At 59.0% G+C, this 22,433-nt stretch carries 20 protein-coding genes and 1 tRNA gene; 9 read left to right on the forward strand and 12 right to left on the reverse strand.

Translation table 11 applies throughout. The features are described from left to right. Positions 1 to 29: 29 nt before the first annotated feature. Positions 30 to 785 (reverse strand): hydroxyacylglutathione hydrolase, encoded by a 756-nt coding sequence (gene gloB / locus ACTJJ1_RS13555; RefSeq protein WP_004948982.1) that lies wholly within the window; start codon positions 783 to 785, stop codon positions 30 to 32. Between the two features lie 44 nt (positions 786 to 829). Here gloB and ACTJJ1_RS13560 point away from each other — a divergent pair, with 44 nt between their 5' ends. Continuing rightward, a complete protein-coding gene (locus ACTJJ1_RS13560; protein ID WP_004948984.1) occupies positions 830 to 1,549 on the forward strand; it encodes a class I SAM-dependent methyltransferase in 720 nt (239 codons plus the stop codon). On the opposite strand, the gene rnhA is transcribed toward ACTJJ1_RS13560, so the two are convergent. Beyond that, on the reverse strand, positions 1,546 to 2,013 hold the full coding sequence (gene rnhA, locus ACTJJ1_RS13565; protein ID WP_006323762.1) for a ribonuclease HI: 468 nt from the start codon (positions 2,011 to 2,013) through the stop codon (positions 1,546 to 1,548). The two genes, ACTJJ1_RS13560 and rnhA, sit on opposite strands and share 4 nt — an antisense overlap. Before the next feature lie 72 nt (positions 2,014 to 2,085). Between rnhA and dnaQ the strand changes: the two genes are divergently transcribed. Both dnaQ and ACTJJ1_RS13575 read left to right on the forward strand, forming a co-directional pair. Further along, positions 2,086 to 2,826, forward strand: coding sequence for a DNA polymerase III subunit epsilon (gene dnaQ / locus ACTJJ1_RS13570; RefSeq protein WP_004948987.1), 741 nt, complete (start codon positions 2,086 to 2,088; stop codon positions 2,824 to 2,826). Between the two features lie 146 nt (positions 2,827 to 2,972). Further along, positions 2,973 to 3,049 (forward strand) — tRNA-Asp (locus ACTJJ1_RS13575). 45 nt (positions 3,050 to 3,094) lie between these two features. Here the strand turns inward: ACTJJ1_RS13575 and ACTJJ1_RS13580 are convergent. After that, positions 3,095 to 4,555, reverse strand: coding sequence for an NCS1 family nucleobase:cation symporter-1 (locus ACTJJ1_RS13580; RefSeq protein WP_004948989.1), 1,461 nt, complete (start codon positions 4,553 to 4,555; stop codon positions 3,095 to 3,097). Between the two features lie 166 nt (positions 4,556 to 4,721). Between ACTJJ1_RS13580 and ACTJJ1_RS13585 the strand changes: the two genes are divergently transcribed. From ACTJJ1_RS13585 to puuE, 3 genes are read left to right on the forward strand one after another with little or no spacing between them, the layout of a single operon-like run. Further along, positions 4,722 to 5,471 carry a GntR family transcriptional regulator gene (locus ACTJJ1_RS13585; RefSeq protein ID WP_004948991.1) on the forward strand — a complete coding sequence of 250 codons (750 nt, stop codon included), beginning with the start codon at positions 4,722 to 4,724 and terminating at the stop codon, positions 5,469 to 5,471. Further along, positions 5,468 to 6,211, forward strand: a complete 744-nt coding sequence (gene hpxA, locus ACTJJ1_RS13590; RefSeq protein WP_440834047.1) for an allantoin racemase — start codon at positions 5,468 to 5,470, stop codon at positions 6,209 to 6,211. The genes ACTJJ1_RS13585 and hpxA overlap by 4 nt, the downstream gene beginning before the upstream one ends. Positions 6,212 to 6,230: 19 nt before the next feature. Next, positions 6,231 to 7,169 (forward strand): allantoinase PuuE, encoded by a 939-nt coding sequence (gene puuE, locus ACTJJ1_RS13595; RefSeq protein WP_006323769.1) that lies wholly within the window; start codon positions 6,231 to 6,233, stop codon positions 7,167 to 7,169. Positions 7,170 to 7,224: 55 nt separating this feature from the next. Here the strand turns inward: puuE and ACTJJ1_RS13600 are convergent, their stop codons facing one another. The 5 genes from ACTJJ1_RS13600 to ACTJJ1_RS13620 are packed head-to-tail and all read right to left on the reverse strand — an operon-like array spanning position 7,225 to position 15,218. After that, positions 7,225 to 9,420: a TonB-dependent siderophore receptor gene (locus ACTJJ1_RS13600; RefSeq protein ID WP_041416758.1), complete on the reverse strand. Its 2,196-nt coding sequence runs from the start codon at positions 9,418 to 9,420 to the stop codon at positions 7,225 to 7,227. Between the two features lie 35 nt (positions 9,421 to 9,455). Beyond that, complete coding sequence (locus tag ACTJJ1_RS13605; protein WP_004948999.1) at positions 9,456 to 10,784, reverse strand: lysine N(6)-hydroxylase/L-ornithine N(5)-oxygenase family protein; 1,329 nt, start codon at positions 10,782 to 10,784, stop codon at positions 9,456 to 9,458. After that, on the reverse strand, positions 10,781 to 12,529 hold the full coding sequence (iucC, locus tag ACTJJ1_RS13610; protein ID WP_440834050.1) for an aerobactin synthase IucC: 1,749 nt from the start codon (positions 12,527 to 12,529) through the stop codon (positions 10,781 to 10,783). Before iucC ends, ACTJJ1_RS13605 begins: the two co-directional genes overlap by 4 nt. Further along, positions 12,526 to 13,476 carry a GNAT family N-acetyltransferase gene (locus ACTJJ1_RS13615; protein ID WP_440834052.1) on the reverse strand — a complete coding sequence of 317 codons (951 nt, stop codon included), beginning with the start codon at positions 13,474 to 13,476 and terminating at the stop codon, positions 12,526 to 12,528. The genes iucC and ACTJJ1_RS13615 overlap by 4 nt, the downstream gene beginning before the upstream one ends. Continuing rightward, the gene (locus tag ACTJJ1_RS13620; RefSeq protein ID WP_004949005.1) at positions 13,473 to 15,218 is read right to left on the reverse strand and encodes an IucA/IucC family protein; all 1,746 of its coding nucleotides are present in this window, start codon (positions 15,216 to 15,218) and stop codon (positions 13,473 to 13,475) included. The genes ACTJJ1_RS13615 and ACTJJ1_RS13620 overlap by 4 nt, the downstream gene beginning before the upstream one ends. A gap of 137 nt (positions 15,219 to 15,355) precedes the next feature. Here ACTJJ1_RS13620 and ACTJJ1_RS13625 point away from each other — a divergent pair, with 137 nt between their 5' ends. After that, positions 15,356 to 16,579: an MFS transporter gene (locus ACTJJ1_RS13625; protein ID WP_202291472.1), complete on the forward strand. Its 1,224-nt coding sequence runs from the start codon at positions 15,356 to 15,358 to the stop codon at positions 16,577 to 16,579. Between the two features lie 5 nt (positions 16,580 to 16,584). Next, entirely contained in the window at positions 16,585 to 17,469 is an 885-nt protein-coding gene (locus ACTJJ1_RS13630) for a siderophore-interacting protein (protein ID WP_004949011.1), read from the forward strand. 185 nt (positions 17,470 to 17,654) lie between these two features. Here the strand turns inward: ACTJJ1_RS13630 and hpxZ are convergent, their stop codons facing one another. The 4 genes from hpxZ to ACTJJ1_RS13650 are packed head-to-tail and all read right to left on the reverse strand — an operon-like array spanning position 17,655 to position 21,244. Beyond that, positions 17,655 to 18,041 carry an oxalurate catabolism protein HpxZ gene (gene hpxZ, locus ACTJJ1_RS13635; RefSeq protein ID WP_004949013.1) on the reverse strand — a complete coding sequence of 129 codons (387 nt, stop codon included), beginning with the start codon at positions 18,039 to 18,041 and terminating at the stop codon, positions 17,655 to 17,657. A gap of 3 nt (positions 18,042 to 18,044) precedes the next feature. After that, the gene (locus ACTJJ1_RS13640) at positions 18,045 to 19,445 is read right to left on the reverse strand and encodes an AtzE family amidohydrolase (RefSeq protein ID WP_440834055.1); all 1,401 of its coding nucleotides are present in this window, start codon (positions 19,443 to 19,445) and stop codon (positions 18,045 to 18,047) included. Beyond that, positions 19,442 to 19,633, reverse strand: coding sequence for an oxalurate catabolism protein HpxX (gene hpxX, locus ACTJJ1_RS13645; protein WP_006322394.1), 192 nt, complete (start codon positions 19,631 to 19,633; stop codon positions 19,442 to 19,444). Before hpxX ends, ACTJJ1_RS13640 begins: the two co-directional genes overlap by 4 nt. A 24-nt stretch (positions 19,634 to 19,657) precedes the next feature. Continuing rightward, positions 19,658 to 21,244 carry a gamma-glutamyltransferase family protein gene (locus tag ACTJJ1_RS13650; protein ID WP_409442991.1) on the reverse strand — a complete coding sequence of 529 codons (1,587 nt, stop codon included), beginning with the start codon at positions 21,242 to 21,244 and terminating at the stop codon, positions 19,658 to 19,660. A 144-nt stretch (positions 21,245 to 21,388) separates the two neighbouring features. Between ACTJJ1_RS13650 and ACTJJ1_RS13655 the strand changes: the two genes are divergently transcribed. Next, positions 21,389 to 22,228, forward strand: a complete 840-nt coding sequence (locus ACTJJ1_RS13655) for a MurR/RpiR family transcriptional regulator (RefSeq protein WP_006323781.1) — start codon at positions 21,389 to 21,391, stop codon at positions 22,226 to 22,228. Positions 22,229 to 22,433: the final 205 nt, after the last annotated feature.

Genomic DNA, 22,433 nt, shown 5'->3' on the forward strand with positions numbered 1-22,433 from the left:
TTGCTTCGTCAAATAACACAACTAAAAGCTCAGAAGTTATCTTTCCGCAGGCGTAATTCGGAAAAAACCGAATGAAGATGGTCTGGTGGTGTATAAAAGCCTAATTTCTTTTGTAAATCAGTGTCATGGCATCGTAAAAATAGGTTAATTTTACGCTCTGTTTGTAGCCTTGCAGGGACGCTGGGCTGGCCTTTTGCCCTTAACGCTTCGACTTGTTGTTGATATGTTTCAATCTCTCGATCTTCCGGCAAAATAGCGCGCGCAAACTTAAGATTTGAAAGAGTATATTCATGCGCGCAGCAAATTAAGGTGTTATCGGGAAGTTGCGCGAGTTGTTGAAATGCGTTGTACATTTGCTCGGCCGTTCCTTCAAACAGCCTGCCGCAGCCGGCAGAGAAAATCGTGTCTCCGCAGAACAGATAAGGTGCGCTATAGAATGCTACATGGCCCAGCGTATGTCCGGGAACCGCGATAACGGCGTATTGGCGGCCGTTGATTTCGATCGTTTCACCGTCATGAACGATGTGATTTGCTCCTTTGTCGGCTGTTTCCTGCGGGCCATAGACCTTCAAGCCAGGATAGCGCGCCGCAATTTGCGCTACGCCGCCGACGTGATCGTGATGATGATGGGTCAGCAGAATGGCATCAGGCTTCAGATTCAGGCGTTCCAACGCGTCAAGCGCCGGTTGCGCTTCGCCGGGATCGACCAGGACGCAATGCCCTTGTTGGTTATCCAATAACCAAATGTAATTGTCCTGGAAGGCGGGAATGCTGATAAGATTCATGTTGGACCTCATGTTGGCAACGGCTTGAAAGAAGATAATAAATCATGAAACCAGCCCATACTCTAGAAAAGCTCGCCGGCCCACAGTCTTGGGCGGAAATGCCGTGGGGGGAATACTATCGTGAGGCGCTCGAGCGGCAGTTGCAACCCTGGTGGTCGAAGCTGTTCGGTTTTCACCTGCTGAAACTCGGTAACCTCAGCGCCAGCCTGGCGACCGACAAGTGCGCCATTTCGCATCAGGTGAATGTGAGCCTGAAAGGGGAAAACCTGCAGGTGCTGGCGGATGCTTACCAGCTGCCGTTCGCCGCCAAATCGGTAGATGCCTGCCTGCTGGCGCATACGCTGTCTTATGCCGACGATCCGCACCGCATGCTGCGCGAAGTCGATCGCGTATTGATTGACGACGGTTGGCTGGTGATCAGCAGTTTCAACCCGTTCAGCCTGTTGGGATTGGGCAAGCTGGTGCCCGGATTACGCCATCGTCAGCCCTATGTCAGCCGCATGTTTACCCAAATGCGCCTGTTGGACTGGCTCAGCCTGTTGAATTATGAAGTGCTGCATCAGGCGCGCTTTCATGTACTGCCGTGGCAGCGCAAAGGCGGGTCGTTTTTAAGTACGCATTTGCCGGCGCTGGGGTGCATGAGCGTGATTGTCGCGCGTAAACGCACCTTGCCGCTGACGCCAACGCCGATGAAGGTAGGGGCCAGAAAACCGGCTCTCAGCCGCGCCGTCGGCGCGACCAAGAGTTACCGCAAGCTGCCTTAATTTTCCGGTTTGTAACCCACGTCATCCTGCGTGGGGTTGCCGGCCGCATCGCGCGCCAGCACGTCGCAGCGTTCGTTCTCCGGGTGGCCGGCGTGGCCTTTAACCCATTCCCATTTGATGGTGTGGGTCTGAATGGCCAGGTCCAACCGCTGCCAAAGATCGACATTTTTGACCGGTTTTTTATCGGCTGTTTTCCAGCCACGCTTTTTCCAGTTATGGATCCAACTGGTAATGCCCTGGCGCACATACTGGCTGTCGGTGCTCAGCGTCACTTCACAGGGGGCGGTCAGGGCTTCGAGCGCGACAATCGCCGCCATCAGCTCCATGCGATTGTTGGTGGTCAGGCGGTAACCCGCACTGAAGGTTTTCTCAACTTGCTTATAGCGCAGTATAGCGCCGTAACCACCGGGGCCCGGGTTGCCAAGGCAGGAGCCGTCGGTGAAAATTTCTACCTGTTTGAGCATCTCTGGTAGACTCTTCCTATCGGTTTTATAAAAGCCAAGTCTGACATAAACGAGCGCTGTGAGCACTGCAATATGATCTCTACAACCACCAGACAGATTGTCCTCGATACCGAAACCACCGGTATGAACAAACTCGGGGTGCATTACGAAGGCCACCGCATCATTGAAATTGGCGCAGTGGAAGTGATTAACCGTCGCCTGACCGGCCGCCACTATCACGTTTACGTCAAACCTGATCGGCTGGTGGATCCTGAAGCCTACGGGGTTCACGGCATCAGCGACGAGTTCCTGGCGGATAAGCCCACGTTCGACCAAATCGCCGATGAGTTCATCGACTTCATTCGTGGCGGTGAGTTAGTCATCCATAATGCGTCGTTCGACATCGGCTTTATGGATCACGAATTCCGCATGTTGCAGAAGGGGCTGCCGAAGACCGACACCTTCTGCACCATCACTGACAGCCTGTTGATGGCGCGCCGCCTGTTCCCGGGCAAGCGCAACAACCTTGACGCCCTTTGCGGCCGTTATGAGATAGACAACAGCAAGCGTACGCTGCACGGCGCATTGCTCGATGCCGAGATCCTGGCGGAAGTTTATCTGGCGATGACCGGCGGCCAGACGTCGATGGCGTTCCAGATGGAAGGCGACACGCAGCATAACGACTCGACGCAGGATATACAGCGCATTGTCCGTCCGGCGACGGCGATGAAAGTGGTCTATGCCAGCGATGCAGAAGTGGTTGCCCATGAGGCGCGACTGGATTTGGTGGCGAAAAAGGGCGGCAGTTGCCTGTGGCGTGCGGAAGCGGAATAACGGCGTTCCCGGCATGAAAACGCGCTTTTTAACCGCCTTAGCTGAAAAACTGCGCAAACGGTTAATTTCGTAAGAAAAAGGCATTGACGGAATAGAAGCTCAACCGTAATATGCGCCTCGTTCCTCTCGCAAGAGTTGAACGGCGCGGAGCGGTAGTTCAGTTGGTTAGAATACCTGCCTGTCACGCAGGGGGTCGCGGGTTCGAGCCCCGTCCGTTCCGCCAACATTAAGAAGCCCTGAGTTAGCAATAACTCAGGGCTTCGTTGTTTTAATCTTTGCTCAACTGCCTTTTAGCGAAGGTCACTGACTGATTGGCTGCCCATTCGCGGCGGGCAATGATCCGATAGCATCCCCCACCCAGTGCGGCACCGATAAACCAGCTAAAGTTCGCCACCTCATGCAGGCTGGGCGTAAAGCTGATCGCCAGCCCGATAATCACCGACGGCACCAGCGCCCAGATAGCGTTCGGGTTGAAACCGTTCTTATACCAGTAACGTCCCCCCGGCGTAGCGTTGTACAAATCGTCGACGTGCAGTTCGCCGCGTTTGATGATGTAAAAATCCACCAGCAGAATGCCGAACAGCGGGCCGATAAAGGCCGCCAGCACGTCCAGCGTGTAGTGGATCAGCTCGGGCGACTGGAACAGGTTCCACGGTGTCAGCAGGAAAGAGCCCACGGCGGCGATCATCCCGCCGGTGCGGAAGCTGATTTTCTGCGGCGAACAGTTGGAAAAATCAAACGCCGGCGACACAAAGTTGGCCACGATATTGATGCCTATGGTGGCGACAATCATGGTCAGCAGGCCAAGGGCCACGGCGATATCGCTGTCGAGACGGGTGACGGTTTCGATCGGATCGGTGATCAACTGACCGAACAGCGGCAGGGTACCGGAAACGATCACCACGGTGACCAGCGAGAACAGCAGGTAGTTGAACGGCAGGCCCCAGCGGTTGCCGCGCTGCACTTCGGCAAAGCTTTTGCCGTAGCGGGTAAAGTCGCCGAAATTCAGCAACGGGCCGGAGAAGTAAGACACCACCAGCGCAGTGGCGGTCAGCATCAGCCAGCCCTGCTCACCGGCGCTCAGGTTTTTGCTCGCCAGCGTGAGGGAAAGGTTGGAGAAACCGACGCGGTATACAATCCAGCCGGCCAACGCGAACATCACCACGTAAACCGCCGGCCCGGCGATATCGATAAAACGCTTGATCGCCGTCATGCCATGCCAGAACACCATCGCCTGCAACACCCACATGGTGATGTAACAACACCAGCCAAGCTGCGACAGCCCGAGGAAATGCGGCTGGGTCATCGGCTCCAGCGACGGGAAGAATTTCAGCAACGTCAGCATCAGCGCATTGGAAGCCAGATAGGTTTGTATACCGTACCAGGCGAAGGCGATCATCCCGCGGATCACCGCCGGGATATTGGCGCCGAACACGCCAAACGCCTGGCGGCTCAGCACGGCGTAAGGCACGCCGCCGAGCTGGCTGGGTTTGGCGACCAGGTTGGCGCAAAACTGCACGATACAGATCCCCACCAGCAGGCAAATCAGTACCTGCCAGCTCGACAGACCGAGGGCGAAGAAGCTGGCGGCTACCACATAGCCGCCCATGCTGTGTACATCCGACATCCAGAAGGAAAAGATGTTGTACCAGCTCCAGTTCTGATCGCGCGTTGGCGCCAGATCGTCGTTACACAGCTTTGGGCTGTAATTTTCATTAGGGTTTGGCATAAATCGTGCTCCTCTCAAGAACGTCACCCGGATGTGGTTATCTGTTTTTTGGCAAAGATTGCTGAGAAGGCTTTTGCAGGATTCAGGCCAGATTGCTCTTTTTTGTATACAAAATATCTTAATATTGTATACGATTTGATTCTCTAACGGTACAGGGAGCAGCAAAATGATCGGCACGACGATCGGCGTCAACGCCGCGTGGCTCGGGCAACAAGCCACTTATTTCACTGAAGATAAAGACGATCATATTTACAACGAGCTGGTGAAGGCGATTGTCGAACACCGGCTGCTGCCCGGCAGCAAATTGCCGGAAGAGGCGTTGGCGGAGACCTTTGGCGTCAGCCGCACCGGGATCCGGCGGGTGCTGCAGCGCCTTGCCGCAGTGCAGCTGGTTACCCACCTGCCCAAGCGTGGTGCACAGGTGACAACGCCGGGACAGGATGAGGCGGTGAACGTTTTCCAGACGCGCAAAATGCTGGAGTGCGCCAATTTGCCGCCGGTGGTTGCCGCCTGTCGCGAAGAACATCTGCTGGCGATGGAAGGCATCGTGGCGCAGGAACAGCAGGCGCACCGCGATCAGGACGGCGCGGCGGCCATTCGTCTGTCTGCCGCCTTTCACGTTCAATTACAGGCGATTGCCGGCAATAACGTACTGACAGAAATGGTCTCGCAGCTCACGTTGCGCTCATCACTGGTGATTGCCGTTTACGGTGCACCCTGGCAGCAGGGTTGCCGCTGTCACGATCACAGCGATCTGCTGACGCTGCTGCGCCGCAAGGACTGCACGGCGCTGGTGGATCACATGGCCCGCCATTTTGACGATATTGTGGCGAACCTGAGGTTTAGTCAGGGGGGAGATGAAACCCCTGATTTTGCCCGTATTTTTGCCAAAACCGGTTTGCAGGAGCCTTTATGACCGCCGATTGCGTAATCCAGGTTATCAACCCGAACACCAGCCGGGCCATGACGGCGACCATTGCCGGTGCCGCCCGCGCGGTGGCTGCGCCGGGCACCAAGATCCTGGCGGTTTGTCCGCAAGAGGGAGCACCGTCGATAGAGGGGCATTTCGACGAAGCGATTGCCGCGATCGGTGTTTTGCAGCAGGTCAAACTCGGCCGCGAAGCCGGCGTCAATGGCCATATCATCGCCTGTTTTGGCGATCCGGGCCTGTTGGCGGCGCGTGAGTTGGCAAGCCGGCCGGTGGTTGGCATCGCCGAAGCGGCCATGCATATGGCGACGCTGGTGGCGACGCGTTTTTCTATCGTCACCACGCTGCCGCGCACGCTGATCATTGCACGCCACTTACTGCATCAATATGGGTTTGAGCGCCATTGCGCCGCGCTGCATGCTATCGATCTGCCGGTGTTGACGCTGGAAGATGGCAGCGGTCTGGCTCAGCAGAAAGTACGCGAACAGTGCATTAAAGCAAAGCAACACGACGGCAGTGGGGCGATAGTGCTCGGCTGTGGCGGCATGGCCGATTTGGCTCGTGAACTGACGCAGGAGCTGGGGATCCCGGTGATCGACGGCGTCAGCGCTGCGGTGAAAATGATCGAGTCGCTGCATGCGCTGGGCCTGAGCACCAGCAAGCACGGCGATCTGGATTTCCCGCTGGTCAAACCCTTGTCCGGCATGTTTGGCTGTTTTAACGGGTAATCGGCAGAGAGAAGCAGCGATGAAAGAGTATGACTTCAATAAAGAGTATCCCCGTGATTTGATGGGCTATGGCGGCCGGCCGCCGCATGCTCGCTGGCCGGGGCAGGCGCGTATCGCAGTCCAGTTTGTACTCAACTACGAAGAGGGCGCGGAAAACAACGTATTGCATGGCGATGCCGGGTCCGAACAGTTCCTGTCCGATATCATTGGCGCGGCCAGCTACCCCGAACGGCATATGTCGATGGAGTCGCTGTACGAGTACGGGTCGCGCGCCGGGTTCTGGCGTATCCATAATGAATTCCAACGCCGCGGTCTGCCGTTGACGGTGTTTGGCGTGGCGATGGCGCTGGCGCGCAATCCGCTGGTGGTCGAGGCGATAAAAAACGCCAATTATGATGTGGTCAGCCACGGCTGGCGCTGGATCCACTATCAGAATATGGACGAAGCGACCGAACGGCAGCATATGCAGCGGGCGATCTCGGTACTGAGCGATCTGTTCGGCAAGGCGCCGCTCGGCTGGTATACCGGCCGCGACAGCCCGAATACCCGCAGGCTGGTGGTGGAACAGGGCGGTTTGCTGTACGACAGCGACTATTATGGCGACGATTTGCCGTTCTGGACCGAAGTGCAGTGCGCCAATGGCGAGAAAAAACCGCATCTGATCGTGCCTTATACGCTTGAGGCCAACGACATGCGTTTTGCTTCGCCGCAGGGTTTTAATACCGGCGAGCAGTTCTATACCTACCTGAAAGACAGCTTTGACGTGTTGTATGCCGAAGGGGAAGCGTCGCCGAAGATGCTGTCGATCGGCATGCACTGCCGCTTACTGGGGCGTCCGGGCAAGTTCCGCGCGTTGCAGCGGTTCCTGGATTATGTCGAACAGCACGATCGGGTCTGGGTATGCCGGCGGCAGGATATCGCCGAACATTGGGTGGCGCAGCACCCTTTCAAAAAATAACCCGTGCCGGCACGGGTCGATTGATGTGGGCGCCGTAGAGGCGCCCTGAGCAGGATCAGAACAGCACTGAGTAGTTCAGACCAAAGGTGCGGCCACGGCCTTTATAGCTGTACAGCTCTGGCGAGCCGTAGGTTGGGCTGTAAAGGATCGGCGCACGCTGGCCCCAGACGGTGGTGTAATTCTTGTCCAGCAGGTTTTCCACGCTGAAGCTGACTTTCCCCACCGGCAACGCGTAGCTGCCGAGGAAATCGAGGGTGTTGTAACCGTTGATTTTATTCCCGTCGGCGTCCGAAACGTCGAACGTCTGCTGCGACTGCATGCGAAGATTCCAGTCGCCTGGAGCCCAATTGACGTAGGCGGTGGCTTTCGACGGGCTGGCGGTGTCGACGGTCAGTTTCTCCCACTTGCCGTCGGTTTTGGTTTCCGATTTGATCAGGTTAAAGGTGGTGCCGGTGCTCCATTCGCTGTTATCGAAGAAGTAATCCACCGCACCTTCCACCCCGTAAATCCGGCGTTTATCCGAATCCAGGTTAATGGTCATGTCGGTTCTGTTGATCGAGATGGTTTTATCCGACAGCGAATAATAGGCAGCGACCTGGGTACGCAGGTTATCGCCGGTGTAGCGCCAACCCAACTCGTAGGCGTTGACCTTGATGCCTTCCAGCTTGGAGTCGTTAACGTTGACGCTTTTCTGCAACTGATAGTGCCCGTTGACCAGCTTATAAGTGCCCGAACCGTAGTACTTCGCCAGATCCGGGATCTCAAAGCCTTGCGAGAAGTTGATCCATGCTTGCTGACGTTCGGTCAGGTGTGCCAGTAAACCGGCGTTGAACAAGGCGTTGTTGTAGTCGGTTTTGCCGCCCGGCACCGCATCGGCGGAGTTCGCCAGACCGTTGGCGATCCCTTGTTGCTGCGCATAGCCGACAAAGTCGTCCACCTTGTTCTCGGTGTACTGATAACGTACGCCGCCGCTGAGGGTGAACATCGGATCGATGTCGTAGCTGGCCTGCAGGAACGGCGCCAGGTTGGTGGTGGTATAACCAGGATAGCGGCCGACGTTATAGGCATTTTCCAGCGTCATACCGCCGGATTGCTGCGCCTTGGCCAGATTGAAGAATTGCTGGTTGGCGTTGAAGCTTTCATGTTCGGCGTCGACGCCGTAAGTCAGCGTCAGGGCGTCAATCGGCTTGCTGTTCAGCGTCAGTTTGCCGCCGTAAAAATCGGTCTTCTGCTGTGAGGCACCGATGCTGGTGACTTTGCCGCTGGTCAGCGTCGGGAACGGGTAGAAGGTCAACGATTCGTCGCGATAATAGACCTGCGCCACCAGATCCTGGCCCCAGAAATCGGTGTTGGAGTATTGTAGGTTAATCAGGTGGCGTTCGGTTCCCGGAATACGATCCGAATTGAGGTTGCTGCCGTTGGAGGCCTGGCCCGCACCGGTCACGGCCGAGAAATCTTTCCCCAGATACAGACCGTGCTTGCCGTCCGACTCGCTGTTGAAATACTGCGTGGTCACCTGCAACTGCTGGTGATCGTCAATGTTAATGGTGCCGGTGCCCATCACGTCGATACGATCGGAATATTGCAGCCCGGTTTGGGTGTTATCAATCAACACCTCATTGCCTTTGCCGTCGTACCAACCGCCGTAACGCTGATAGGAGACCGACAGGCGGCCCGAAGCGTTATCGTTGCCGCCGCTGACCGCCGCCGACACATTCTCGTCGTGATCGTTATGGCCGCCGAAACCGGTTTTTCCGCCTACCTGCAGCTCAACCTGTTTCTCTTTTTGCCCTTTCTTGGTGATGATGTTGATCAGGCCGCCGGTGCTGCCGCCGCCATACAGCGAGGTGGCGCCGGAAATCACCTCAATGTGCTCGATGTTGAACGGATCGATGGAATCCAACTGGCGGCTGTCGCTGCGCGAAGAGTTCAAACGCACACCGTCGATCATCACCATCATCGAACGGCCACGCATGTTCATGCCGTAGTTGGTACGGCCCTGGCTGCTGACATCCATGCCCGGGATCAGTTGCGCCAGGATATCTTTGATCTCCTTGCCGCCCTGGACCTGCTGCTCAATTTCCTGGCTTTCAATCACCCAGGTGGTTTGCGCCATCTCTGCCACGCTACGGTGCGAGCGGCTGGCGGATACCACCATTTGATCTTCGCTTTTTTGTTCTTCTGCCCAGGCCGCCGGCGCAAGCATCGCCAGCAGGCACGGGTTCAATACCCAAAGGTGTTTGCGTTTCATCGTTATTTTTCCAGTGTTCCCATGTTGGTGTGTCATTAAAACTCGGTGTAATTGAGCATGACGTGTTCAGCGCGGGCCGGGGTGGCCGGTTGCTGACTGCGCCATTGGATCACAGCCGGGGTGGACGTTAAATCGAACTGGTCGCGTCCTAAAGCCCGGTTGAGAATACGTGCCGACCGCCAGGCCATCAGGCTGAGCTGGGGTTCGGCGATACCGTGGCTGTGCATGCCGGCGTTGACGGCAAACAGGCAGTTTTCCTGCGGGCCCTGCCACTCGAGGGTGAAGTCGGGCGCAACGCGGTATTGGTCATCGGCCGTGGTCAGCAGACGCTCCGCCAGCGGGGCGAGGAACGCCGGACGATCCTGCTGATAACCGGTGGCGAAGATCACCACATCGGTATCGAAAGTTTCTTTGCCCTGATCGAGGTGGTGATGGGTCACCAACTGATAGCCGTTACCCTGAGCGTGGATCGCCGCCAGCGAACGGCTTGGCAGCAGGCGTGCCCAGGGTTTTTCACGCAGCACTTCAAACTGGTGATACATCGCGCGGTAGATGGCCAGCAGCGAATCGCTGGTGATGCCGTCGGAGGTCATTTTCTGCTCGGTCAACATGCGTTGCTTGGCGCTGTCGTTCAGGCCATAAAAGCTGTCGACGTAGTCCGGCGTGAAGTACTCGTTGGCGAACGCCGCTTCATCCAGCGCATTGTAGTTATTGCGGCGCGAGATCCAGTTCAGTTGCGCCGGTTGGCCCCACTCGGCGCGGAAAATGTTCAGGAACAGATCGGCGCCGCTCTGGCCGCCGCCGACGATGGTGACGCGTTTGCCGGTCAAATCCGGGTTGCGCAAGGTCATCTCGCTGGCGTGGAAGCAGCGGTCGTTTTGCTCGGTAACGCAGTCCGGCAGTTTGATGCGTTTGCCGATGCCCAGGCAGACATGGCGCGCTCGGTAGGTAGCGCGCTGGGTGGTGACGACAAACTGGCGCTGCCGATCGTCAAAATCCACGCTCTGAATATCCTGGCTAAACTCGAGCGAACTCAGCCCGTTGGCGGCCCAGTCGAGATAATCGGCGAACTCTTCGCGCGACACCGTACGCAGCTCGGTGGTCAGGAAACGGTAGAATTTCTTCCTTTTCACCAGGTAGTTAAGAAAGCTGTACGGATTGGTGGGCGACACCGCGCTGACCAAATCTTTCAGGAAGCTGGTCTGCATATGGCAGTCCGGTACCATCATGCCGGGGTGCCAGGAAAAGTGCGGTTTGCGCTCCAGGAATTTGCCGTTAAAGCCGGCGACTTCACTGCCGAGTGCGGCGATGCTGAGGTTGAAGGGGCCGATGCCGATGCCGATGAAATCCAGAGGCTGATTCATTGGGCAAACTCCTTGGTGACCAAATAAAGAGGGTTATCCAGATCTTGCAGATAGTTTGGCAACATGCGGCTGCCGCCATCCTGCTCCGAATAGGTGAGTTTCACCGGGTTGAGCACCACGCGAATAATTTGTGGTTTGAATAAATCAAAGAGGGCGAAGCGTTCTGCCATGTCCGGGTGCTGCGCCATGTAGCGCTCCAGCACCTGCGCCAGCAGTTGATAGAAACGGGATTCACTGACCCCGCAGGCCTGCATCAACGGCGAGATAAAACGCAGCACGGTGACGAAATGCCCGGTTTGCAAATCATGGATCAGATAGTCGGCGGACAGGCGCACGGTAACGTCCTTCACCACCTTTGGCAGCGAGGCCGCTTCCGGGAAGTCCCGATCCACCAGGCGCATATCGCCCTGGAAGTCTTTCAGCAGCACCCGTTGCGGCACATGGTCCTTCATCACCAGCGTGATGTTTTGGCCGTGGGCGATCAGGGCTACGCCGTAACGGCACATCAGGTGGTACATCGGCAGCACCACCACACTGAACATCTGTTGCAGCCAGGCCTCGGCGCTCAAGCCGGACCGGGCGATGTAGGCACCGATCAGCGGCTGGCCGCGGTTATCGGTTTCCATCAGCGTCGCCATCAGAATGGCCTGCTCGCCGTCCCGCAGATAGCACGAAGGGTTCTCGCGCCAAATCACTCCCAGCATTTCCTGATAGCGATAGGGCGCCTTGGCCAGAGCAGCGTAGGTTTGGTGCGTCATATAGCCTGCGGCCGGCTCGCCGAGGATCTCGGCACCGCTGGCGCGCAGCGTACTGTCTTCGGCAAACACCTGCTGCAGCCAGCGGGAGGCTGCCGGCCCGGCGCTGATGTACTTGCCCGGAATGCCGCGGTAACACGAGGTGTTGTAAATGGTCAGCGGCAGCTTGATGTCGAACGCAGAACGGCGGCTGACATTGGTCAGGGTGCGCAATGATTGCTGCGCCAGATAGCTGTCGCCAAACTCGCCCAGCTCAACCAGTTCCCCTTCGGCCAGTTGCGGCAGGAAGTGCAAAGCGATCTTTTGCTGCCACTGCCATGGGTGTAACGGCACCGGGATCCAGTCATCGTTCAGCTCCAGCTCACGCCAGCGGCGGTCAAAGCGCTGGCGTTCATCGCCTGTCATGGCGCTGCCGAGCAGGTTTTCCAGCGGGTAGTTATCGTCGGCACACCAGACAAAGCTGCCCCGTTTGGCCGCGACCCAGTGCAGCCGGAACTGGCCCTGATATTCGGGCGCATACTGCTGCAACGCGGTCAGACCCCAGCCGCGACGGCCTTTGTTGAAGATAAACTTGGGGTGGCCGGCCAGCAGGCATTGCAGCGAGTCGGCGTCGAGCGCAATCAGATCCTGCGCGCTCATGCCGTGGCGGGCGGACAGCAATTGCATATCACCGCGCAGCGTAGCGTACAGATCTTCCAGATGTTCGGCGATCTGCGCATCGTCCATTTTCAGCACCTGCGCCAGCTGGCGCAGCGTTTGGTCGGCCGCCAACGGCTGGCGATCGCAGGCCAGGCTGGCGGCGTCGATGTGTAACCAGCCCCAGATGCCGCGTTCGGCGCTGAAGGTATAACTGGCGTCGCCCAGTGCGATGCGCCATTGGCCGTCATGCTGTTCGGCGCATAGCGTGCGTTCGTATTCCAGCTCGGCCAGGATCTTGGCGATCATCTGGCGGTTGACCCGTTGCCAGTTGGCGTAATCTGCGGTGGTCATAAGCCGATCCCCCGGAAGAATTCATCGCGCTGATTCATGATCAGACGCGAACGCTTGTGCGGGAAATCGAACTCTTTTACGGTGTGGTAACCGGCGGTCGGCAGGTGGCGGAACAGGCGCTGATTGTCGGCGCGCGGCTCGGCGACTACCCGCGTGGTGCGCGGTTCGTCCAGATACAGGTAATGGGTCAGGCCGCGCAACCAGCTGCGGATATAGTGCGCGCCACGGCGATCTTCCTCGCCGACCAGCATGTGCAGCCCGCGGTCGAACGGTTGCCAGCGGTAGTGGCGGCCAATGCGGTCTTCAGGCGCCCAATAGACTTCGAAATAACCGAACGGGCGATCGTCGAAACACCCCAGCAACGGATAGCAGTAGCTGGAATCCAGCTGGCGTTGCAGGTAGGCGGCCTGTGTCTCGAGCGGGCCGCTCATTTCCCAGAATGCATCGACGCGCGGCGAATTCATCCAACGAGTGAATTGCCCTGCATCGCGTTCTACTTCCGGCAGCCGGAAACTCAGGGTCTGTTTAAGCTGCGGATCGTAACGGCGATAGACCTCGCCATTGGGCCGCATCGGGCGTTGCGGGTACCACAGGCTGCGTTCGGCGTCATACAGCATCTGAGCGGAGGCAGAGTTGCGGTCCGCGCCCAGCCACAGCGGCAACTGATAAAACGTCTCGCGTGCTAGATAGTCGCCGCTTGCGAGCGCGAACAGCGCCTGCGCCTGCGGCTCTTCGCGCCATTGCGCATAGGGCAGCGTGATGCCGCTCAACTGCGGTGCGGCTATCAGCAATTGGTCCAGCGCCTGCACCAGCCAGCCTTGCGGCAGGGAACCGGGATAGTGCAGCACTGCGCTGCCGTCCAGGCCCAGCCCGAGTTGCAGCTCCTTTTCCAGCCGTTCACAGCGAAAGCCGCTGCCGGCATGCATCAGTTTGGCTTGCGGCATCATTGGGCGGCTCCCTGGCGCAGTGGATTGACGAAATCAAAGTAGATCACCGCCGGATCGACGATGGTATTTTCGTTGTGGTCGTGCAGGTAACAGAAGAAGTTGCCTTTGCAGTTCCAGTGGCTGCTGTCGAGTACGTAGTCCAGACACAGGGTGTTTTTGGCCGTGGCGCGCAGGCCGCTCAGCGCGTCGCGTACCCGGGCCATCAGGCTTTCTTCCGTGTCGAAACCGGCGGCAGCCAGCGCGGCGGTCACCGCCAGGCTGGAGTTCACCAGCAGGTAGTAAGGGAAGTAGCGCAGCAATTGCTGTTCGCTGAAGCGGTTTTCCGCATCGGCTTCGCCAATCTCTTCCAGCCACGGCGCGGCATCGCGGGTAAAGCCGCTGCCCTGGCAGTCGCGGTACAGCATGCCGATCGGCAGATCCTGCTGCATCTCCACCAGAATGTTTTGTTGGTGGGCCAGCAGCACCAGCCCGTAATCGGCTTCCGTGCTGAACAGCGGCAACAACACCTGTTGGCAGTAGGCGTCCAGCCAGGCATGGGCGGCTTGTTGCAGCGGCAGATTCAGGCGGGCGGCCAGACGGCGCACTGCGGCGGCCAGCAGGCTGTCACCGCCATCCGGCGCCGCCTGCGTCAGCGTTACCAGCACGTTGGTTTGGCTATGCGGTTGGTCGAACAGCAGGTTATCGCGCAGCGCCATCAGGCTTTCTTCCTGGACTGCGCCGTCCGCCGATCGCAGGCCGGCCCAGCCGTCTTCCTGCATCACGCGGAAGGTCGGATAGCGCGCTTGCAGCTCTTGCCAGCGCGGCGTTTGCGCCAGCCGGGCCAGGCGGATACCGCGTTTTACTTCTTTAACCGACAGGGTGCGCACCGAATTGGTCAGGCGCACGCTGAGGGAGAATTTGATCATGTCGCGGTTGCCCGCGCTGTACAGCGAGCGTGAGGAACTGGTTGGCAGCCAGCGTTCGCCGGCTTCGCCCAGATCGCTCAGCAATCCCTGCGCGGCGAGATCCTGGCACCATGTCTGCGTCAGCAGATGGTCGGCCTGCCACGGATGCATCGGCAGCAGCCACACGTCATCGGTAAAGTGCGCCAACAGCTGCGGCGCGCTTTCGGCGGCAAAACGTTGCAGGCGTTGTTGCAGCGTCAGGTTCAGGCTGTCCCCGCACAGGTGGCGCTTATCGACGGCAAACCAGCGCAGCGGGAAGCTGGCGGCAAAGTCCGGCAGGTAGCGGCGCGCCTGCTGCTCATCGAAGGGTTCATGGGATTTCGGCGCCGGGTGGAAGGCGTGGCCGACCAGCAGACCCTGCTCCGCCTGGGCAAAGTTCAGCGGCTTGTCGCGCAGTGAAGGCCAGTCCAGCCGGACATCAATGGCCTGGCGGGTATTATCATGACTTTCCAGCACTCGCTGGCGGAAACGCGCCACTGCTTCATCGGGCAGCTCACCTTTTATCGCCGGTTTCTCCAGCAGCAGGGTGACCAGTTGCTCCATGCTCAGCGCCACGCCAGCACCATCGTCCTGCTGATGCAGATGGGCAGGGAAAAGATACTGATGATGTTGTGTGGGCGAGGTATGGCGTAAGGCAATGCGAATAGCTTGGGTAGATGAAAGCGGAATGTTGAGCTGCGGATACTGTTGGTGGCTGGCGGCTGGAACGATTTGCCAGTCCTGGGTTTCACGCATCAGTGCGTTGAGAAAACATTGGGCAGCCACGTCGGTCGCCGCGGTTTCAAACTGGAGAGTCATGATCCGATTTTCGCTGAGAATCAATTGAGAATGATTCTTATATCAATAATATTTATTGTTATCAATCGTCCTATGATACAATTTTTCAATGATTTTTTCATAACCATATAATTTCATTAACGGTAACCTTACTTTTGATGAGTATTTCACCTTCCGCTAAATCTCTCGCACCTGGGAATACGTCTCCTTCAAACTGGCCGTTGGCGCTGTGCGCCGGTCTGTTGGGCATCGGGCAAAACGGCCTGTTGGTGGCGTTACCGGTGTTGGTCAGTATGACCCACTTGTCACTTTCCGTCTGGGCCGGGCTATTGACGCTCGGCTCTATGCTGTTTCTGGTCGGTTCTCCCTGGTGGGGGCGACAGTCTGAAGTTCGCGGCTGCAAGTTTGTCGTGACGATGGCGCTTGCCGGTTATTTGTTCAGTTTTGCTTTACTGGCATTGGCCGTTTGGGGGCTGGCGGCCGGCTGGCTTTCACCGATGGCGGGGTTGGGCGGCCTGATCGTGGCGCGCGTTATCTATGGGCTGACGGTGTCCGGCATGGTGCCCGCCAGCCAAACCTGGGCATTGCAGCGTGCCGGCTACGAACAGCGCATGTCGGCGCTGGCGACCATCAGCTCCGGGCTAAGCTGCGGGCGGTTGCTGGGTCCGCTGTGCGCCGCGTTGGCGTTGTCCCTTCATCCGATGGCACCGCTGTGGCTGATGGCCATTGCACCATTAATCGCCTTGCTGGTGGTGTGCCGCCAGCATAACGATCCGCCCTTGCCGCCGGTGGCGCAGCAGCAAAATCGCCTGCGTCTCACCATGGTGCCTTATCTGCTTTGCGCGCTGTTGCTGGCGGCATCGGTCAGCCTGATGCAGCTCGGCCTGGCGCCGCATCTGACCCGTTTGTTCAACCACTCTGCCACGACCGTCAGCCACCATGTTGCCGTGTTGCTCAGCGTAGCGGCGGCCTGTACGCTGCTGGCGCAGTTCCTGGTGGTGCGTCCGCAGCGCTTTAGCGCGCCGCAATTGCTGTTGATTGCGGCGGTATTGATGGTGGCGGGATTAGGGTTGATGTGCGCCCAACCGCTGGCGCTGTTCTATCTCGGTTGCGCGCTGGCTTCCTTCGGTGCGGCGATGGCGACGCCAGGCTATCAGTTGATGCTGAACGATAAATTATCCACCGGCAAAGGCGCCGGGGCTATCGCTACCAGCCATACGCTGGGCTACGGTCTGAGCGCGTTGATGGTGCCGGTGGTGGCAAGATTTTATGGCGAGTCACAGCTGATTGCAGCGGCTCTGATGATGGCCGTCCTGCTGGGCGGTATCAGCGGCTGGCTATGGTGCCGGCAGCGTATTCAGCTACATTCTGCGGGAGAGTAACAGATATGTCCGGCGCATCGAGTTACCGAATTTTTGATATCACACTGAAAGTAAAAGAAAACGTATCGCCTTCCTTGCTGCGCTGCGTTTTCGAAGGCCCGGATGTCCACCGCATGAAGCTGGAGGCGCCGGATCAGCGCATCAAACTGCTGTTCCCGGCCGACGATGGCCAGATCCCACGGCTGGAAAACAGCGATGACTGGTATCGCCATTATATGGCGATCCCGAAAGAGCAGCGCCCGATTATGCGTACCTACACGCTGCGAGCGCTGCGCACTGAACACAATCAGATGGACGTCGAGTTTGTGCTGCATGGCGTGAACGGCCCGGCCTCCGCCTGGGCGACCCATGCCAAGCCGGGGGATACCCTTCAGGCGGTGGCCCCCAATGCGGATTTTGACGGCGACAGCGGCGGCTACGAATGGGCGCCGCCGGCGCATCTGCGGCAGGCGTTGTTGATTGCCGATGAAACGGCGGTGCCGGCGGCGATGGGCATTCTGGAACAACTCGCGCAGCAGGCCAACCCACCGCAGGTGCAGGCGTTCTTTGAGGTGCCGCTGGCGAGCGATTGCCTGAATATGGACCGCTTCCCGTTCGCTGAGGTGTATTGGTTGCCGCGTGACGTCGGGCATCAGCAGATGCACGGCACGCTGCTGGTGGAATCGGTGCGCCAGCGGGTGACCATTCCTGAATCGGCGCGCGCGCAAGCGCAGTCGTTGGCGGAAAACAGCCTGGGCGGCGAACTGCTTTGGGAGCGCGCAGAGGGCGCGAAGGGTTTCTATGCCTGGGTGGCGGCGGAGTCTTCTGCGGTGAAGGCGCTGCGTCGTTACCTGATCGGCGAGCGCGATCTGGACCGCTCTACCGTTAACTTTATGGCTTATTGGTGTTGAGTCGCGGCATCAATACCCGGTTTCGCTTTGGTGGCGAATAGCCAAAATAACGGCGGTTACGCCGTTAAACCGATACAGAACAAGATAACCGCTATTGCCGAAATCGATAGGCCATGTCCTGAATTCAGGTGCCATATCTTTAGCGGCTCATGGCGTCAGGCTGTCCAATTTTTACGCACGGTGACTTATTCTGCCATCACACTCACATGCGCGGCCACGATGCGCCAGCCGCAGGCCAGCTTGACCCAGGTTTGCATCTGGCGGCCGACGCGTTCGCTGCCCGGGCGGCGAAACTCAGTGCTGGCAACCGCCATATCATCACCGTAGGTGGTAATGACGGTGTTCTCCAGGAGGCGATCCAACCCTTGCGACGGCCGTTGCCGCCGGAAATCGCGGATCTGATCGATGCCGTACAGGTTTTCCGTCGCGCCGTAGCGAACGGTACGCCCGTCGTGCCAGAACAGCTCATCCAATACGTCAATGTCATTGCCGATCAGCGCCTGTTCATAGCGATAAAACGCGGCGTTCACTTCAGCTAGCACCGCCGGCCGGTCGATATATTCACTTTTCATTCGTTAACCCTGTTTTACCGGTAAGGAACAGTTCGCCACGCCGCGTTGCTCAAGCGCATAGGCGGCACGCAGCGCCAGATCTTCACGCCATGGCGGGGCGATAAGTTGCAGGCCGATGGGCAACCCCGAGGCGGTTTTCAGCGGCACCGTCACCACCGGCAGGCCGAGGAACGAAATCGGCTGCGTCAACATGCCCATGCTGGCGCGGATCGGCAGATCGGTGCCGTTGATGCGCATCGTTTCCTGACCAAGGCTGGTAGCGCTGCACGGCGTTGCCGGGGCGATGAGAATATCCCAGTGTTCAAACAGCGGCAGCACTTGCTGTTGGAAATGGGCGCGGAAGCGTTGCGCCTGTACATACCAGGCTGCGGGCAGCATGGCGCCTGCCAACAGTCGCTCACGCGACAGCGGCTCAAAGCGTTCCGGCTGGCTGCGCAACTGCGGCAGATAGTGATTGCCCCCCTCGGCGGCACTGATAATAAACGCCGCCGAACGCGCCAGTTCAGCCTGCGGCAACTCAACCTCGGCACAGGCCTCCAGCGCCATCGCGACCTGTTGCACGGCGGCTTTGGCGTCGTCATTGCACCACTGCTGGAAATAGCCTGCGAGCACCGCACAACGCAGCCCCTGCTGGCCGCGTGGCAGCAGCGATTCGGTTTGGGTGATCGGTTTTTCCGCCTGAAAGCGGTCTTCGATATCGGTGCCCTGCATCACGTCGTACACCGCCGCCAGATCCCGCACCCGGCGGGCGAAAGGCCCCACATGATCCAGGCTGGCGACAAAGGGTTGGCTGCCGCCGCGCGACAGGCGGCCGAAGGTCGGTTTCAGCCCGTAAATGCCGCACAGCGACGAGGGCACGCGGATCGAGCCGTTGGTGTCGCTGCCGAGCGAGAAGGTCACCAGCCCGGCGGCGACCGCGGCCGCCGAGCCGCCGGAAGATCCGCCGGCAATGCGCGTGGTGTCGTGCGGGTTGCGGGTTGCGCCGTAGTGGCTATTTTCGGTGGTAAAGCCGTAGGCGTAGGCATCCATGTTCAGCATGCCGGAAAGCAGCGCTCCTTGTGCCGCCAGTTTGCCCACTGCCCAGGCGTCTTGTTTGGCGGGCGCACGGTCGCTGAACAGGCTGGCACCGGCCAGAGTGGTTTCGCCGGTGACGTCGAACAGGTTTTTCACCGCGTAGGGGATGGCAGCCAAGCTTGGCAACGTTTGCCCCTTGGCGCGGATGCGATCGAGGTGATCGGCTTCACTCAGCATCCGCTCGCGGGTGATGTGGGTATAGGCGTTCAGTGAAGGGTTGAACGTGTCGATATTCTCCAGCGTTTGCTGAGCGATTTCGCGCGCGGAAATCGCCCCCTGTTTAAGGGCGGCGCGGATCTCGGCGATCGATAGTGCGCTTAACGGATTCATGCGCGATACACCCCGGCAATCTCCAGGCGTTGATCGAGCGGGAAGGCCATCAGCGGTTCCGCCATCGCGGCGATGCGGTTGAACTGGGTCAGCAGCTCCTGGCGGCGCGCGTCATCCATTTCCAGAGCCAATATCGCCTCCATCTGGCTGATATAGGCCGCCCAGTCGGTGGCAGGCAGGTTGTTCATAGATATTCCCCTTTAACATGGTGTCTAAAAGCCGGCGGCGCTGCCGTTGCTGCGCGGGTCAAAAGCGCCTTCCAGCATGCCGTTGGTATGACGAACGATGGCGCCGGCATGGCCGACCGCTTCGCTGAAATCGGGCAGCAACTCCACCTCATGGCCGCGCCGGCGCAGATACTCCACGGTTTCTGCGCTGAAACGGCCCTCCAGCTTCAGGGAGTCCGAGCTTTCGCCCCAGGTGCGGCCGAGCAGCCAGCGCGGTGCGCTGATGGCCTGTTGCAGCGGCAACCCTTGCACCACGTGGCGGACAAATACCGCGGCCTGGGTTTGCGGCTGGCCGTCACCGCCCATAGATCCATAGACCAGGGTACGCCCGTCATACAGGCGTGCGGCGGCTGGGTTAAGGGTGTGGAACGGCTGTTTGCCTGGCGCCAGCGCCAACAGGTGGGCGGCATCCAGGCTGAATGACGCGCCGCGGTTTTGCCACAGCACGCCGCTGTGCGGCAGAACGACGCCGCTGCCGAATTCGTGATAAATGCTCTGAATAAAGGACACCGCCAGACCGCTGCTGTCCATCACCCCCATCCAAACGGTGTCGCCCGGGCCTTTGCCTTTCCCCCAGGCGGCAGCCTGGTGGGGATCGATGCGTTTGGCCAACGCATCCAAATGCTCGGCTTCCAGCAGCGCCTGCGGATCCTGCGTCATATGGCGAGGATCGGTGATGAATTGATCGCGCAGGCCGAAAGCCAGCTTGGTGGCCTCCACAATGCCGTGCACCACGGCGCCTTCGCTTTGGCCGGCGAGCGGCAGCCGATCGGTCAGCCCGAGGATAGCCAGCGACACCAGGCCCTGAGTGGGCGGCGTCAGATTGAAAACTTCGCCTTTCTGATGCTCCAGCCGCAGCGGCGTGCGGCGGCGGGGTCGGTAATCCGCCAGATCCTGCGCGGTGAGTGGCATGCCCAGTCGGGCCATATCCTCTGCCATGCTGTGCGCCAGTGGGCCGCGATAGAAGCTGTCCAACCCGTCTTCGGTCAGCGCGATCAGGGTATCTGCCAGTTGCGGTTGGCAGAAACGTTGGCCGGCGTGAGGGATTTCCCCGTGCGGCAGGTAAGTGCGGGCAAAATGTTCCAGCTCCGCCAATTCATGATATTTGCTGCGGGTGGCGGCTTCCTGCGAGGCGGTAACTGGAATGCCGTCCGCCGCATAGCGAATGGCATCGGCCAACAGGCGCGGCAGCGGTAACGGCTCATTGCCCAATTCGGCGGAGTAATCCAGCGCGGCTTGCCATCCGCCGACGGTGCCGGCCACGGTTAGCGCCGCCTTCGGCCCACGGTGCGGAATATGACTTTCACCGGCGTAGAAATCCAGCGTAGCCAGGGAACCGGCGGCACCGCTGGCGTCAATCGCGACCGGATCGCCCTGCGGCGGAACAATCAGCCAGAAACCGTCGCCGCCCAGGCCGTTCATGTGCGGGTAAACCACCGCGATAGTGGCGGCCGCGGCGACCATCGCCTCAATGGCGTTGCCGCCTTCGCGCAGGACCGCCAGCGCGCTTTCGCTGGCGAGGTGATGCGGCGTGACCGCCATGCCCAATGGCGCGGTGTTGCTGTTAATCATTTCTTGGCCCTTTTTTGAGGTCAGCATCTGATTCAATACAAGCAAGAGGCGTTCCATATTTTTCCGGGGGACAATAATTGCTTGCCAGCGGGTGGATTGGCCGTGTTATGTTCCGCTGAAACGAACGTTACAGCAGGAGTGGCGATGAAGCAGATTGATGAACGCCTGCGCAGTGAATACCCGCAGTTGACGCCGCAGGAACAGCGGGTGGCCGATTTTATCTTCGATCACTTCGATGACCTGATCAGCTACAACAGCGCCGAGCTGGCACGCCTGAGCGGTGTTTCCAAGGCTACCGTCAGCCGTTTGTTCAAACGGCTGGGTTACCAAAGCTACCGCGAAATGCGCGACGAACTGCGCACCTTGCGCCAGAGCGGCATGCCGTTGACCGATAACCGCGATGCGGTGCAGGGCAACACCCTGCTGGCGCGCCACTACAAGCAGGAAATGGCCAATCTCACGCACTGGGTGAACCATATTGATGCAAACCAGTTCAACGCGGTGATCGCCGCGCTGGTCCAGGCGCGGCGGGTGGTGCTGATGGGGTTTCGCAACAGCTATCCGGTGGCGATGCACCTGCGCCAGCAACTGATGCAGGTGCGCGAAAATGTGTTGTTGGTGCCACAGCCTGGGCAGACGTTGGCCGAAGAACTGGTCGATCTGAGTACGCAGGATGTGGCGGTGGTGGTGGCATTTCGCCGCCGACCGCGCCAGTTGCGGGCGTTGCTAACGCAATTGCAGGTCCAGCAGGTGCCGACGCTGCTGGTGTGCGAACCGCAGGCGCAGGCGCTGATCCCGCTGGCGAGCTGGCATCTGGCGGCGCCGCTTGACAGCGTTTCCGCCTTTGACAGCTACTCCGCCGCCATGAGCCTGGCTAACCTGCTCAGCAACGCTTTGCTGCACGAGACGTTGGCGCAAGGGCGGCAGCGCATTCATCAGATCGCCGACCTGTATAACGATTTGGACGAGCTGGAACAGCGCTGATCTCAGCGCTATTTTGGTGCTTTTGCACTTTGATGGTGCGCATTTTTCCCCACTTTATGCCTTTCCTCCGCCGCTGCAGCGGCAGGGGAAATCCCCTCCTTATGCCTTAACTTACGGGCAATAAAGCAGAACGTTCCCCGCGCGGCTAATTGGCACATTAGTTGCAAAGTGATAATCAAAGAATCTTTTGTTTCATCACTTCACC

This window comes from Serratia sp. 22264 (assembly GCF_052045345.1).
Taxonomy (GTDB): Bacteria; Pseudomonadota; Gammaproteobacteria; order Enterobacterales; family Enterobacteriaceae; genus Serratia; species Serratia plymuthica.

What these genes read in the sequence shown, in the direction of transcription:
- hpxZ (WP_004949013.1), bottom strand. Translation starts at nt 18,041, where the DNA reads ATGAAAAGTGAATATATCGACCGGCCGGCGGTGCTAGCTGAAGTGAAC.
- ACTJJ1_RS13560 (WP_004948984.1), top strand. Translation starts at nt 830, where the DNA reads ATGAAACCAGCCCATACTCTAGAAAAGCTCGCCGGCCCACAGTCTTGG.
- ACTJJ1_RS13630 (WP_004949011.1), top strand. Translation starts at nt 16,585, where the DNA reads ATGTCCGGCGCATCGAGTTACCGAATTTTTGATATCACACTGAAAGTA.
- dnaQ (WP_004948987.1), top strand. Translation starts at nt 2,086, where the DNA reads ATGATCTCTACAACCACCAGACAGATTGTCCTCGATACCGAAACCACC.
- iucC (WP_440834050.1), bottom strand. Translation starts at nt 12,529, where the DNA reads ATGACCACCGCAGATTACGCCAACTGGCAACGGGTCAACCGCCAGATG.
- ACTJJ1_RS13580 (WP_004948989.1), bottom strand. Translation starts at nt 4,555, where the DNA reads ATGCCAAACCCTAATGAAAATTACAGCCCAAAGCTGTGTAACGACGAT.
- hpxX (WP_006322394.1), bottom strand. Translation starts at nt 19,633, where the DNA reads ATGAACAACCTGCCTGCCACCGACTGGGCGGCCTATATCAGCCAGATG.
- ACTJJ1_RS13625 (WP_202291472.1), top strand. Translation starts at nt 15,356, where the DNA reads ATGAGTATTTCACCTTCCGCTAAATCTCTCGCACCTGGGAATACGTCT.
- ACTJJ1_RS13615 (WP_440834052.1), bottom strand. Translation starts at nt 13,476, where the DNA reads ATGATGCCGCAAGCCAAACTGATGCATGCCGGCAGCGGCTTTCGCTGT.
- ACTJJ1_RS13620 (WP_004949005.1), bottom strand. Translation starts at nt 15,218, where the DNA reads ATGACTCTCCAGTTTGAAACCGCGGCGACCGACGTGGCTGCCCAATGT.
- ACTJJ1_RS13655 (WP_006323781.1), top strand. Translation starts at nt 21,389, where the DNA reads ATGAAGCAGATTGATGAACGCCTGCGCAGTGAATACCCGCAGTTGACG.
- ACTJJ1_RS13600 (WP_041416758.1), bottom strand. Translation starts at nt 9,420, where the DNA reads ATGAAACGCAAACACCTTTGGGTATTGAACCCGTGCCTGCTGGCGATG.
- ACTJJ1_RS13650 (WP_409442991.1), bottom strand. Translation starts at nt 21,244, where the DNA reads ATGATTAACAGCAACACCGCGCCATTGGGCATGGCGGTCACGCCGCAT.
- ACTJJ1_RS13640 (WP_440834055.1), bottom strand. Translation starts at nt 19,445, where the DNA reads ATGAATCCGTTAAGCGCACTATCGATCGCCGAGATCCGCGCCGCCCTT.
- gloB (WP_004948982.1), bottom strand. Translation starts at nt 785, where the DNA reads ATGAATCTTATCAGCATTCCCGCCTTCCAGGACAATTACATTTGGTTA.
- rnhA (WP_006323762.1), bottom strand. Translation starts at nt 2,013, where the DNA reads ATGCTCAAACAGGTAGAAATTTTCACCGACGGCTCCTGCCTTGGCAAC.
- ACTJJ1_RS13585 (WP_004948991.1), top strand. Translation starts at nt 4,722, where the DNA reads ATGATCGGCACGACGATCGGCGTCAACGCCGCGTGGCTCGGGCAACAA.
- puuE (WP_006323769.1), top strand. Translation starts at nt 6,231, where the DNA reads ATGAAAGAGTATGACTTCAATAAAGAGTATCCCCGTGATTTGATGGGC.
- hpxA (WP_440834047.1), top strand. Translation starts at nt 5,468, where the DNA reads ATGACCGCCGATTGCGTAATCCAGGTTATCAACCCGAACACCAGCCGG.
- ACTJJ1_RS13605 (WP_004948999.1), bottom strand. Translation starts at nt 10,784, where the DNA reads ATGAATCAGCCTCTGGATTTCATCGGCATCGGCATCGGCCCCTTCAAC.